Source organism: Bacillus sp. GM2 (genome assembly GCF_056155945.1).
This window is the reverse complement of the sequence record NZ_JBRKSZ010000007.1, coordinates 685506-698379: the sequence shown is the minus strand read 5'-3', so window position 1 is coordinate 698379 and position 12874 is coordinate 685506. Positions and strand designations below refer to the sequence as shown.

Sequence of the window (12874 nt, the reverse complement as noted above, 5' to 3'; positions counted from 1 at the left end):
TCCAAAATCTATTCAGGTTGTGTCGGTTTTCCATTTTAAAACAAGCAAACGGCTACGTCCATCGCAAGCTGCCGACTGTGTGCAGCTCATGTGTTTCTGACAGCCATCATTATGTATACAAAGATAAATAATGAACCTTAAGCGGCAAACGGAACAGCTTCCGTTTTTCACAAATGCAACCACTATATTATAACACAATGCCCGCTGCTTTCAACATTTACAAATAAGAAATTTCTTCTATGTCTTTGATGAGCGCGCAGGCCTCGTCAAGCTGTCTGTCATTGAATTCATAGAGAATATGAAGCTCCTCTTTATCGATGTCGATCCCGTGCATCTCGTATCCGACTTTATGCAGCGCGGCAGCCCAGAGCTCGCGGTTTGAGTATTTCGGCTGAAACGGGTAGAGGACGTAAATATGTCTTCTCCACAGCTCTTCGACCGCTTGGTACAGCGTGGGATTTTCATTCCCCAGCGTGTCATCGAGCACGCTCAGAACATGCTTTAATATCGGCATATCATCCGGCTTGACCGTCTCTGTCGGATTAATTGTCATCGAATCGCCAAATTTTGCGACAAGCGTCGGCTTTTCATGGTCTGACTCGGCCAAAAGCTGAAGAATCATCGTTTTTACGACAGGATGCGCGCTCGGATTTTGCAGAATCGTTTTCAACAAGCCGATATAGCTTGTCAGATTGCGGTCCTTCAGTCCGTGAAGAAGCTTAACCTGCTCTTCCGTGTCATTCAAAAGCCTTTCCTGATCAACCTCCTCCGTCTCGGGAAGGTCTTCGGTGATGTCCTCAGGTCTGGGGTCTTCCGTCATCTTGCGGCTGAAATCAAGCAGTTTATAAAACTGTTCCGCGCTTTCAGGAGGCAGCTTGTTTTCTTCGAGTACAGCTTCAATCGTTTCTTTTACTTTTTCGTATTGTCTGAGCTGGATTAAAATCGTCATATAGACTTGTAAAACGGTAAAATAATGGCCGTGGCCTTCTTTCAGCATTTTTTCGCAGATGCCTTTCGCTTCTTCAAGCTCGCCGATTTCCAGCAGGCAGATGGCCATTCCCAGGTAAATATCCGATTCCTCGTCATCATAGCGCTTCGCTTCAGAAAACAGCCTGAGCGCTTCGTGGTAATTCTTTTCTTTGAGCGCGGCCATCCCTTTGTGCACTAAACGCTCCTTAACGTTCGGGAACGGGATGATCTTCGAGTTTTTCTTGTCATGCTTCATTTCTAAGTTCCTTTCAGGCACTTATTTTTTAACAAGTGTATCAACCCGGCCCGCTAAACACAAGAAAGAACCGGCGGCAGTATGCTTCCGCCAGCAAAAAAAAGCCTCCGATCTACATCGGACAGCTTTTTTATGCTTGCAGCCAAGAACTTCTCTGTTTCTCAAATTGTTCGATTTCTTCTTCAAGGAGCAATGTTAAAGAAATTTCATCGTAACCGTTCAGCAGCATCTCTTTCCAATGCGGATCGACCTCAAAGGCAATCTGCTGCCCGGCGTGGTCTGTTATCGTCTGTTTTTCGAGATCGACAGTCATCGGCAAAGATTGATACTCATACTGTTCAGCAAGCTCTTTCCACGTCTCATAAGGAAGGCGGATCGGCAGCATGCCGTTTTTAAAACAGTTTTGGTGAAAGATATCGGCAAAAGACGGCGCGATAATGATTTTAAATCCGTAGTCGTCAAGCGCCCATGGCGCGTGTTCCCTTGAAGAGCCGCAGCCGAAGTTTTCGCCGGCGATTAAAATTGAAGCGTCTTTGTATTCCGGCCGGTTCAGCTCAAAATCAGGGTTGGGATCGCCGTTATCCAAATACCTCCAGTCAAAGAAAGCAAAACGTCCGTACCCCGTTCTTTCGATCCTCTTTAAAAATTGCTTCGGAATGATCTGGTCCGTGTCTACGTTGATTCTGTTTAGCACCGCCGCTATTCCGGTATGGGTCTTTAATGGCTCCATCTTGTCACTCCTCTATACAGCTGTTGTCTCTTGGTAATATTTTCTGACATCGACAAAGCGTCCGTGAATCGCGGCCATCGCAGCCATCGCCGGGCTGACGAGATGCGTCCTGGCCCCTTTGCCCTGCCTGCCTTCAAAATTGCGGTTGGAAGTGGAAGCACAGCGCTCTCCTTCGGGGACAACATCGTTGTTCATGCTCAAACACATGCTGCATCCCGATTCTCTCCATTCAAAGCCCGCTTCGATGAAAATCTCGTGAAGCCCTTCTTTTTCAGCTTGAATTTTGACGCTTTGCGAGCCGGGAACGACGATCGCCCTGACACCGTCAGCGACTTTTTGGCCTTTTATCATTTCAGCCGCCTGGCGAAGATCTGTCATGCGCGAGTTGGTGCATGAACCGATAAAGACGTGCTCAATTGTAATATCCTCGATTTTTTTATATGGTTCAAGACCCATATATTCATATGCGCGCTGCGCTTCTTTTTTATCGTCTTCCTGCGAGAATGCCTCAGGCCCCGGAATCGCTTCATCAACCGGCAGCACCATGCCGGGGTTGATGCCCCACGTCACCATCGGCGAAATGGAGCTTCCGTCCATCACGATCGTCCGGTCGTAGACCGCCCCCGGATCGGTTCTCAGATTCTTCCACTCTTCTACAGCTTTCTCAAACTCTTCGCCTTTTGGCGCATATTTTTTCGTTTTGACATATTCAAATGTTGTTTCATCCGGTGCAATCAATCCGGCTCTTGCCCCAGCTTCGATTGACATGTTGCACACCGTCATCCGTTCGTCCATCGACATGTTTCGGAATACTTCGCCGGTATATTCAATGACATAACCCGCACCGAATTTAACCCCGTATTTTCCGATGACCGCCAGAATGACGTCTTTAGCCGTCACTCCTTTTTGCAGTTTGCCGTCAACACGGATTTCCAGCGTCTTCGGTTTTTGCTGCCAAAGCGTCTGCGTTGACAAGACGTGCTCGACCTCGCTCGTTCCGATCCCGAAAGCGAGCGCGCCAAACGCTCCGTGTGTAGATGTATGGCTGTCTCCACAAACGATCGTTTTGCCCGGCAGCGTCAGCCCCAGTTCAGGCCCGATGACATGGACGATCCCCTGGTCGACGCTTGACAAGTCTGCGAGGCGGATGCCGAATTCTTCGCAATTCCGTTCGAGCGCACTGACCTGCCGTTTGGCGACATCATCTTTAATCTCAAACCGATTGACAGTCGGAATGTTGTGGTCCATTGTGGCAAACGTATTTTGAGGCCGTCTGACTTTTCTGTTCTTTTGCCTAAGGCCTTCAAAGGCCTGGGGTGACGTTACCTCGTGTATCAGATGCAGATCGATATAGAGAAGGTCAGGCTTCCCTTCACCTTTTTTAATCACGTGTTGATCCCAAATTTTTTCGATGATCGTTCGAGGCATCATCTTTCTTCCTCCCTCTACCAATATCCATTTTCCTTAAACGTAAGCGGTCATGATGTTTGAAATGGCATTGTCGTCTGCCAGCGCAGCTTTTACTTCCCCTGTAATCGATTGAGTCGTGGAATGCTCCGATCCTTTTGCCAGGTCCTTCGTCCGCTTACCTGCCCGGAGAACTTGATCGACTGCGTGTTCAACAGCTTTCGCTTCAGCTTCAAGACCGAATGACGTCCTGAGCATCATCGCCGCGGACAAGATTGCCGCAAGCGGATTGGCAATGTTCTGTCCCGCGATATCAGGAGCCGAACCGTGCACAGGTTCATATAGATGAAGTCCGGAGCTTGATAAGCTTGCCGACGGCAGCATGCCGAGCGATCCGGTCAGCATCGATGCTTCATCGCTTAAAATATCGCCGAACATGTTTTCAGTCACGATAATGTCAAACTGTCCAGGCGCGTAAATGAGCTGCATCGCTGCATTGTCGACGAGCATGTGCTCAAGCTTGACGTCAGGAAACTCTTTCGCTACTTCTTCCGCCGTCTTGCGCCATAGTTTGCTTGACTCAAGGACGTTCGCTTTATCAACGGAGGTCACTTTGCCTTTTCGTCTCTGCGCCATTTGGAAGGCCTCCCTGATGACCCTTTCCATTTCCGACTTTTTATAAAACAGCGTGTCAACGGCTTCTTCCTCGCCGTTCTGATTGACGTACTGCTCGCTCGGCTTTCCGAAATACAAGCCGCCCGTCAGCTCGCGTACGATGACAAAGTCAACACCTTCGATATATTCGGTTTTTAACGGAGAAGCCCCCGCAAGGCTTTCAAATACTTTAACAGGCCGCAGATTGGCAAAAAGATCGAGCTGCTTGCGGATGGCGAGCAGCCCTTTTTCAGGCCTCAGCTCAGAAGGATTTTGATCCCATTTCGGCCCGCCTACTGCTCCGAGCAAAATGGCGTCCGCAGCTTTGCAGGCGGCGACAGTTTCCTCGGGAAGCGGCGCTCCCGCCTCATCAATTGCCGCTCCGCCGATCAGGCCGTATTCAAATTCGAATTCATGCTGATAATGTTCAGCAACGCTTTTCAGCACATCAACAGCCGCGTCCAATACTTCGGGACCAATTCCGTCACCGGGCAAAAGTGCGATTCGTTTTTTCAAATTCAACAAACTCCTTCCTTATTACTGTTATGATCCTACAGCCGCCTGTTTTGACAATCCTTCGGTATTCGTCTTCAATACGAGATAGCGGTTCACTGCGTTCAAGTAAGCTTTGGCAGATGCTTCGAGAACATCCTGGGCGACTCCGCGTCCTCCGGATTCTTTTCCGTCGATCATCACCCTGACGTATACTTGCGCGAATGCATCCTGTCCTTTGCGATTGGATTGAATCCGGTAATCAAGGAGCTGGACTTCTTTATCCATACAGCGCTTCAGCGTGTTGTACACCGCTTCAACGCTACCCGCTCCGGTCGCCGCTTCCTGGATGATCTGATCCGTTTCCTGATCTTTAAGGGAAACCGTTGCTGTCGGAACCTGCGAGGTGCCGTAATGAACCTGCAGTGAAATAAATTCATAGCCGATTTTGCGGTCTGCCGTTTTCTCCTCGAGAATCAGCGAGATGAGATCTTCATCCGTAAATTCCTTTTTCTTGCCGGTAAGCTCTTTAAAGATGTTAAAAAATTTATTGATTTCTTCTTCTCCAAACTGGAATCCGAGGTTTTGCAGCTTATCTTTAAATGCGTGGCGCCCTGAATGCTTTCCGAGCACAAGCGCATCCGTTTTCACGCCGACAAGCTCCGGAGAAATAATTTCATATGTTGTTTTTTCTTTTAAGAAACCGTCCTGGTGAATGCCTGATTCGTGGGCAAAGGCATTATCGCCGACGACCGCTTTGTTCCGCGGCACGGCCATGCCGGTCAGTTTGCTCACTAAATCACTTGTCCGCTTAATCTCATTCAGCTGAATCGTTGATTCCGCCTGGTAGAAATCTTTTCTGAGATAAAGGGCGACGGCGATTTCTTCAAGAGAGGCGTTCCCTGCTCTTTCGCCTATGCCGTTGATGACCGATTCGACTTGATCCGCTCCGTTTTCAATCGCAGCCAAAGAGTTGGCGACAGCCATGCCTAAATCATCGTGGCAATGAGCTGAAAGCGTGACTTTGTCAGCATTGCGGGCATTTTCTTTAATATAGCGGAAGATATTTCCGTACTCGGCGGGCGCTAAATAACCGACCGTATCCGGAAGATTGACGACGTCCGCTCCCGCGGCGATCACTTCGCTGACGAACTCGGCTAAAAACGGAAGGTCGGTTCGGCACGCATCTTCGGCAGACCACTGGACGATCGGGAAGCGTTCTTTGGCGTATTTCACCATTGCGACCGCCTGTTCCAGAACCTGTTCGCGCGTTTTTTTCAGCTTATATTTTAAATGGATGTCAGAAGTGGCGATAAAAATGTGAAGCCTTGGTTCAGCTCCGTCTTTGAGCGCTTCCCACGCCGAGTCGATATCTCCTTTGACAGAGCGGGCAAGCCCTGTTACCGAACAGTTTTTAATCGTCCTTGCGATTTCTTTTACTGCATTGAAATCCCCGGGGGATGAAGCGGGAAAGCCCGCTTCCATAATGTTGACCCCGAGTTTTTCAAGCTGCTGGGCGATCGCCAGCTTCTCCTGCGTGTTTAAATTAACGCCCGGCGACTGTTCACCGTCACGGAGTGTCGTATCAAAAAAGTTAATTTTTCGCACCGGCTACCACCGCTTCCTTTTTCTTGCCCTGCTTGACAAACGGCATCATTTCGCGAAGCTTTCTGCCGACCACTTCGATTTGGTGTTCGTTTTCGCTTGCATTGATGGCGTTGAAACGCGGACGGTTGACTTGGTTTTCGACGATCCACTCTTTTGCGAATGTACCGTTTTGGATGTCTTTCAATACTTCTTTCATTGATTCTTTTACCTTCTCATCGACAACGCGCGGACCTGATACGAAGTCTCCCCACTGCGCTGTGTCGGAAATCGAATATCTCATCCCTGCCAAACCTTCTTCATACATCAAGTCGACGATGAGCTTCAGCTCGTGCAGACACTCGAAGTATGCGAGTTCAGGCTGATAGCCCGCTTCTGTCAGCGTTTCGAACCCGGCTTTGACAAGGGAAGTCAATCCTCCGCACAGCACCGCCTGTTCTCCGAAAAGATCGGTTTCAGTTTCTTCTTTAAATGTTGTTTCAAGAACACCGGCTCTTGCGCCGCCGATCGCTTTAGCATAAGCAAGGGCTTTGTCTTTCGCTTCCCCTGTCACATCCTGATAGATCGCAAACAGCGCCGGAACCCCCGCACCTTGTTCAAACGTTCTTCTGACAAGATGTCCCGGTCCTTTAGGAGCGACAAGGAATACGTCAACATCCGCCGGAGGCACGATCTGATGGAAATGAACGTTGAATCCGTGGGCGAATACAAGTGAATTGCCAGCTTGAAGTCCGTCTTTAATTTCCGCTTCATACACTTTTTGCTGCTGTTCATCCGGAAGAAGCACCATGACGATGTCGGCCTGTTCTGCCGCTTCTCTTACCGTGAAAACTTGATGGCCGTCTTCCTCTGCTTTTGCAAAGGATTTCCCTTTTCTGACGCCGACAATGACGTCCACTCCGCTTTCTTTCAGGTTCAGTGCGTGCGCATGGCCTTGTGAGCCGTATCCGATCACCGCTACTTTTTTGCCTGCTAATACGTTTTCTTTGATATCACCGTTATAATATACTTTTACCATTTCAATCTCTCCCTTTTTATGATTTATACAATAGATATTGTTTTAATAGAGGCCGGCTTTTGCTGAGTTCCCCTCGCAAAGGCCGTGGTGCCTGTTCTGGCTACCTCTTTAATCCCGTATGGTTTCAATAGTTCGATCAGGGCTTCGATCTTGCTCGATTCCCCTGTCACTTGAATCACGACGCTGTCTTTTGCGACATCGACGACAGACGCCCGAAACGGTTCGATGACGCCGTTTATTTCCGTCCTGCTCGACGGAGGGGAAACCACCCTGATTAACGCCAGCTCTCTTTGGACGATCGATTGATTCGTAATGTCCGTGACTTTCAGTACATCAATCTGCTTGTTTAATTGTTTTGTCAGCTGTTCCGTTTCTTTTCCATCTGCCACATGAACGACAAACGTGATTCTGGAAATTCCCGCGGTTTCGGTGTGGCCGACCGTAATGCTTTCAATGTTGTAATGCCGTTTTGTAAACAACCCTGTGATTCTGTTTAAGACGCCGCTTTGGTTCAAAACCGTCAGCGTGATGATTCTTTTCAAGGTTTCACCCCCACCATTTCGTGCAGCCCTTTTCCAGGCGCAACCATTGGAAATACTTTTTCAGCTTGTGCAACTTGAACATCAATGACCATCGGTTCATTCGACGTTAGCGCCGCTTCCAGCTTTTCTTCCGCTTCTTCTTCGGATGTGATTCGGACGCCTTTGATGCCGTAAGCTTCAGACAGCTTGATGAAATCAGGCTGTGATGTGAACTTGGAGTGCGAATAGCGCTCATCGTAAAAGATTTCCTGCCATTGCCGGACCATTCCGAGGCAGCGGTTGTTTAAGACCACGACCTTGATCGGAAGGTTCAGATCGTGAATAACAGACAGCTCCTGCAGCGTCATCTGGAATCCTCCGTCGCCGAGTATCGATACAACCGTCGCATCCTTATCCGCAAGCTGTGCTCCGATTGCCGCCGGAAGTCCGAAGCCCATTGTGCCGAGCCCGCCGGAAGTGACCCATCTGTCGGCTTTTTGGAACTGATAAAATTGCGCGGCCCACATTTGATGCTGTCCGACGTCTGTTGTTACAATAGCTTCGCCCTTTGTATAGCGGTGGATATATTCGATCAGCTTCTGCGGTTTGAATCCTTCTGTTTCATTTTCTTCATACCAGAGCGGATATTCGGTTTTCCATGCCGCAAGCTGCTTTTTCCACTCATCAGAAGCGCTCGGCTTGCCGTTTTGCTTGATCAGCTCCGTCAGTACAAGCTTGCTGTCGCCGACAACCGGAATGTGCGTATGAACGTTTTTGCCGATTTCAGCCGGATCGATGTCAATGTGAGCGACTTTCGCATATTTTGCAAAATGCTTCAAGTTCCCTGTGACCCGGTCATCAAACCTGGCACCGATGCTGATTAACAGATCGCTTTCATACAGAGCCATGTTGGCCGCATACGTTCCGTGCATTCCGGCCATCCCGAGGAAAAGCGGATGATCGGCCGGAAATCCTCCCAAGCCTAACAGCGTATGTGCCACCGGAATCTGCTGCTGTTCGACATAATTTTTTAATTCTTCTGACGCTTTCCCGTGCAAGACGCCCGCACCCGCTAAAATAACCGGCTTTTTCGCTGCACTGACCGCTTCCACAAGCTTTCTGATCTGCAGATAATTCGGTTCCTTCGTCGGCTGATAGCCCGGAAGGTGAATGTCGTGGTCATAGCGGAATTCTCCTTCTACAACGGCGATGTCTTTAGGAATATCGATTAAAACGGGGCCCGGTCTTCCTGTTGTTGCGATATGGAATGCTTCTTTAATAATTCTCGGCAAATCTTCGGCATTGCGTACCTGGTAGCTGTGCTTTGTAATCGGCATCGTAATTCCGATGACGTCCGCTTCTTGGAATGCGTCAGATCCGATAACCGATGTCGCAACCTGACCGGTGAATACGACGAGAGGCAATGAATCGATCATCGCGTCGGCCAGACCCGTTACAAGGTTGGTCGCTCCCGGTCCGGATGTAGCGATGACGACACCCGGTTTCCCGGAAATCCTTGCATATCCTTCGGCTGCGTGGATGGCGCCTTGTTCATGGCGCGTCAGCACATGAAACATTCCCGATCCGTAGAGTTTGTCATAAATCGGCAGGACCGCACCGCCCGGATACCCGTAGATCACTTCAACATTTTCCTGTTTTAAAGCCTCGATCAGCATTGACGCCCCTGCCATTGTTTGTGTACATTGGGCATTTTCAGCATCCAACTGTACATTCGTCCCCATTTTTCTTCCTCCTTATCAAGTGATCATCATCACTGTTCATTCACAATTGTTTTTCAAAAAATAATCAATATATATGTGCCGCAAAGCATGTATCCAATCTGCTTTTGCAGCTAAAAAAAGCCTTCCCGCCCACTGTTGACGCTGCACACCTTGCAGGCCAAAGGGGCGAAAAGGCTTTTCTTTCCGCGGTACCACCCTTGTTCGCGGCTTTTGAAAGCCGCCTTATGGATAATCGCTTATCCGGTTTAATAACGAGTGAACCTTCGTAATGTTCACCCGGCCAGCCCTACTAAACATGGAAATCGTTCAGACTGACACTCAGAGGGGAGTTCACAAGCGGAGGCCGTCACCGGTTCCCAGCAATCCCGGCTCTCTGCAGGCGGCGTTTCCGCTGCTACTTATCCTCTTCAACGTTTATCTTTATTCAGCTGACACTTAAGCTTTGATCTTTGAGGCTGACTTTTAACCCTTCACGGACGACGCGCTCGCGGAACTTTTCAAGCATCCGGTTTGTGTGGACTCCCGGTTTGCCGTCCCCGATCTTGCGGCCGTCAACTTTTACGACCGCGATGACTTCTGCAGCCGTTCCGGTTAAAAACACTTCCTCGGCTGTGTATACGTCATGGCGGGTAAACGGCTCTTCTTTCACTTCATAGCCGAGCTCTCGCGCTATTTCGATGATGGCATTCCGGGTGATTCCTTCAAGCGCTCCGATATAGCCCGGAGGCGTCAAGAGCTTTCCGTTTTTATAAATAAATACGTTATCCGCAGACCCTTCGGCGACATAGCCTTGATCATTGAGCATGAGCGCTTCCGTCACACCCGCCATATGCGCCTCGATCCGGACAAGAATATTGTTTAAGTAGTTCAGCGATTTTACTTTAGGGCTCAGCACATCGGGTCTGTTCCTTCTTGTCGGAACCGTAACAATGTCAATCCCCGTTTCATATAAATGTTTCGGGAATATTGCCAATGGTTCGACAATTATGATGACACTCGGGTTTGAACAATTGTTTGGATCGAGTCCGAGGTCACCTGCTCCTCTTGAAACGACCAAGCGGATGTAAGCGTCTTTCAGCCCGTTTTTTTCGACTGTTTTGAGTACGTGCTGTGTCAGTTCTTCCTGTGGATATGGAATCTCCAGCATGATCGATCTCGCAGAATCGTAGAGGCGGTCCATGTGCTCTTGCATTCTGAAGATGTTGCCGTCGTATACCCTGATCCCTTCAAACACGCCGTCCCCGTATAAAAATCCGTGATCATAGACTGATATTTTAGCGTCTTCTTTTTTAACGAGTTTGTCGTTTAGGAAGATCCACTGGTCTTTCTGGTCCCCCATCCCTCAAGCACACCTTTCTGTTGTAAATGAACGCTTTAAACGGTTAAAAATTGATGATGCGGGAACCCGTTTTCCCGCTGTCATTCCCGGGAAAGATGAAAAGTTTTCAAGTGATTTGTTCTTTTGTTTGAACTCATATTACGCCCCTTTACATGCAGTGTCAACCGTATTTTTTAAAATTATTAGACAATTTTGATTAATCAATCTATTTGTATACGCTTACATGATTGATATAAAAGGAAATGTAAAATTGAAAAACAATTTAAAATTTTTTATGTAATCTATAAAGATTACATAAAAAAACTGGCGTTTTATACAGTTTTGTTAGATTTTATCCCGACAATTTTTTATAATTTCATCCCCGCCGGTTAGATTTTTTGCCACATATATGTACAGACTCCATTTTACGATTTTTTACATAAACTGGTGTTAATCAAAAAGAAACAGGTGAATATGATGTACCGCACATTTCCTGCGCACTCTGTTCCCCGCGTGCGCCAATACCCGGGATACTTCGGCTACCCGGTTACTTATGTCTATAATCCTTCAGCACACGGGCCATATACCTATTATCCGTACGGCGGGGTGTTCACCACTCCGACGCTCGGATTCGGCATCGGCTACCCGGGAATTTCCGTTCCGGCTGTACACGCCTTTACCGGTGGATTCAGAGACAATGAATAAAGCACAAAAAAAGAGAGGGCATCATGCTCTCTCTTTTTACCGTTAAACGACTCCCTGAGCGATCATCGCATCCGCCACTTTGATAAATCCGGCTATATTGCAGCCGTCGAGCAGATTTCCGGGCCGTCCGTATTCTGAAGCCGCTTCAACGCTTCTCTTGTAAATATCAGCCATGATCGCCCTGAGCTTCGCATCCGTTTCTTCCGCCGTCCAGTGAAGCCGTGCGCTGTTCTGCGCCATTTCGAGCGCTGAAACGGCTACACCGCCGGCATTTGCAGCCTTAGCCGGTCCGAATAGAACTCCCGCATCCAAAAAGCGTTTGACGGCGCCCTCTTCAGACGGCATATTTGCTCCTTCTCCGACAGCTTTGACCCCATTTGAAATGAGCACTTCGGCCGCCTCTTCGTCAATTTCGTTCTGGGTCGCGCACGGAAGCGCGATATCGCATGGAATAGACCAAATGCCGGTACATCCCTCGAAATAGTGTGCTTCCGGATGCTCGCTGACATACTCGCGAATCCTTCCGTTCCCGTCTTCTTTGAGCCGCTTCACCGTCTCAAGACAGATGCCTTTTTCGTCATAGACATAGCCGTCAGAATCGCTGCAGGCCACCACTTTCGCACCGAATTGAGCGGCTTTTTCCATCGCGTACAGCGCCACATTCCCTGAACCGGAGACGACAACGGTGCTGTTTTCAAAGCGCAGCCCCTGATCCTTCAGCATTTCTTCCACGAAATAAACCAGACCGTACCCTGTCGCTTCTTTCCTCGTTAAACTGCCCCCGTATTCAAGGCCTTTGCCTGTTAACACGCCTGCATCATAGCGGCCCCGAATCTTTTTATACTGTCCGAACATAAACCCGACTTCCCTTGCTCCGACACCAATATCGCCGGCAGGGATATCCGTGTCCGGTCCGATATGTCTGTACAGTTCATTCATGAAGCTCTGCGTAAAACTCATAATCTCCCTGTCCGATTTGCCCTTCGGATCAAAATCAGCCCCGCCTTTTCCGCCTCCGATCGGCAGTCCGGTCAAAGAATTTTTAAAAATCTGCTCAAAACCCAAAAATTTAATAATGCTCGCGTTCACAGAAGGGTGAAAGCGGATGCCGCCTTTATACGGACCGATTGCACTGTTAAATTGAACCCGGAACCCTCGGTTAACCCGGATATTGCCTTCATCATCGACCCACGGCACCCTGAAGGTGATCATCCGTTCCGGCTCTGCGATCCTCTCAAGAATGCGGTGTTCGATATACTTTGGATGCCTTGCTAATACAGGGACGAGGGAATCGAAAATTTCTTTGACAGCTTGAAGAAATTCGCTTTCGTGAAGATTTCGCTTCCGCACTGTCTCGTATGCTTTTGTCACATAATCTCTCGCCGTCTGGAAATTTGTTTCCTCCATTTTTTCTAGCGTATGCACCTTTCTTCAGCTCCCTTTCTAAAATAAAAGCA

11 protein-coding genes and 1 other annotated feature are annotated in these 12874 nt (G+C 48.7%); of the genes, 1 reads left to right on the top strand and 10 read right to left on the bottom strand.

Translation table 11 applies throughout. The features are described from left to right. Positions 1-217 precede the first annotated feature (217 nt). The 9 genes from ddcA to ilvE all read right to left on the bottom strand — a co-directional run bounded on the left by ddcA (position 218) and on the right by ilvE (position 10733). Positions 218-1225, bottom strand: a complete 1008-nt coding sequence (ddcA, locus tag ACVC9U_RS04515) for a DNA damage checkpoint antagonist DdcA (protein ID WP_075752020.1) — start codon at positions 1223-1225, stop codon at positions 218-220. A 130-nt stretch (positions 1226-1355) separates the two neighbouring features. Further along, on the bottom strand, positions 1356-1955 hold the full coding sequence (gene leuD / locus ACVC9U_RS04510; RefSeq protein ID WP_075752019.1) for a 3-isopropylmalate dehydratase small subunit: 600 nt from the start codon (positions 1953-1955) through the stop codon (positions 1356-1358). Between the two features lie 12 nt (positions 1956-1967). Then, positions 1968-3386: a 3-isopropylmalate dehydratase large subunit gene (gene leuC / locus ACVC9U_RS04505; protein ID WP_075752018.1), complete on the bottom strand. Its 1419-nt coding sequence runs from the start codon at positions 3384-3386 to the stop codon at positions 1968-1970. Between the two features lie 33 nt (positions 3387-3419). Continuing rightward, positions 3420-4532: a 3-isopropylmalate dehydrogenase gene (gene leuB / locus ACVC9U_RS04500; RefSeq protein WP_075752017.1), complete on the bottom strand. Its 1113-nt coding sequence runs from the start codon at positions 4530-4532 to the stop codon at positions 3420-3422. A gap of 27 nt (positions 4533-4559) precedes the next feature. After that, positions 4560-6116, bottom strand: coding sequence for a 2-isopropylmalate synthase (locus ACVC9U_RS04495; protein WP_075752016.1), 1557 nt, complete (start codon positions 6114-6116; stop codon positions 4560-4562). Next, positions 6103-7131 (bottom strand): ketol-acid reductoisomerase, encoded by a 1029-nt coding sequence (gene ilvC / locus ACVC9U_RS04490; RefSeq protein WP_003184095.1) that lies wholly within the window; start codon positions 7129-7131, stop codon positions 6103-6105. The genes ACVC9U_RS04495 and ilvC overlap by 14 nt, the downstream gene beginning before the upstream one ends. 23 nt (positions 7132-7154) lie before the next feature. Further along, positions 7155-7673 carry an acetolactate synthase small subunit gene (gene ilvN, locus ACVC9U_RS04485; protein WP_085537955.1) on the bottom strand — a complete coding sequence of 173 codons (519 nt, stop codon included), beginning with the start codon at positions 7671-7673 and terminating at the stop codon, positions 7155-7157. Next, the gene (gene ilvB / locus ACVC9U_RS04480) at positions 7670-9394 is read right to left on the bottom strand and encodes an acetolactate synthase large subunit (RefSeq protein WP_003184100.1); all 1725 of its coding nucleotides are present in this window, start codon (positions 9392-9394) and stop codon (positions 7670-7672) included. Before ilvB ends, ilvN begins: the two co-directional genes overlap by 4 nt. Positions 9395-9552: 158 nt before the next feature. Further along, positions 9553-9814 (bottom strand) — a binding site (T-box leader). A 4-nt stretch (positions 9815-9818) separates the two neighbouring features. Next, the gene (ilvE, locus tag ACVC9U_RS04475; RefSeq protein ID WP_003184102.1) at positions 9819-10733 is read right to left on the bottom strand and encodes a branched-chain-amino-acid transaminase; all 915 of its coding nucleotides are present in this window, start codon (positions 10731-10733) and stop codon (positions 9819-9821) included. Positions 10734-11189: 456 nt separating this feature from the next. On the opposite strand from ilvE, the gene ACVC9U_RS04470 reads away from it, so the two are divergent. Continuing rightward, a complete protein-coding gene (locus tag ACVC9U_RS04470; protein WP_003184104.1) occupies positions 11190-11417 on the top strand; it encodes a hypothetical protein in 228 nt (75 codons plus the stop codon). 42 nt (positions 11418-11459) lie between these two features. Here the strand turns inward: ACVC9U_RS04470 and gdhA are convergent, their stop codons facing one another. Then, positions 11460-12842, bottom strand: coding sequence for an NADP-specific glutamate dehydrogenase (gdhA, locus tag ACVC9U_RS04465; RefSeq protein ID WP_441390149.1), 1383 nt, complete (start codon positions 12840-12842; stop codon positions 11460-11462). Positions 12843-12874 lie beyond the last annotated feature (32 nt).

Coding starts and splice junctions, on each gene's coding strand:
- ACVC9U_RS04470 (WP_003184104.1), top strand. CDS start 11,190: ATGTACCGCACATTTCCTGCGCACTCTGTTCCCCGCGTGCGCCAATAC.
- leuC (WP_075752018.1), bottom strand. CDS start 3,386: ATGATGCCTCGAACGATCATCGAAAAAATTTGGGATCAACACGTGATT.
- ddcA (WP_075752020.1), bottom strand. CDS start 1,225: ATGAAGCATGACAAGAAAAACTCGAAGATCATCCCGTTCCCGAACGTT.
- ilvE (WP_003184102.1), bottom strand. CDS start 10,733: ATGGGGGACCAGAAAGACCAGTGGATCTTCCTAAACGACAAACTCGTT.
- ilvC (WP_003184095.1), bottom strand. CDS start 7,131: ATGGTAAAAGTATATTATAACGGTGATATCAAAGAAAACGTATTAGCA.
- leuD (WP_075752019.1), bottom strand. CDS start 1,955: ATGGAGCCATTAAAGACCCATACCGGAATAGCGGCGGTGCTAAACAGA.
- ilvB (WP_003184100.1), bottom strand. CDS start 9,394: ATGGGGACGAATGTACAGTTGGATGCTGAAAATGCCCAATGTACACAA.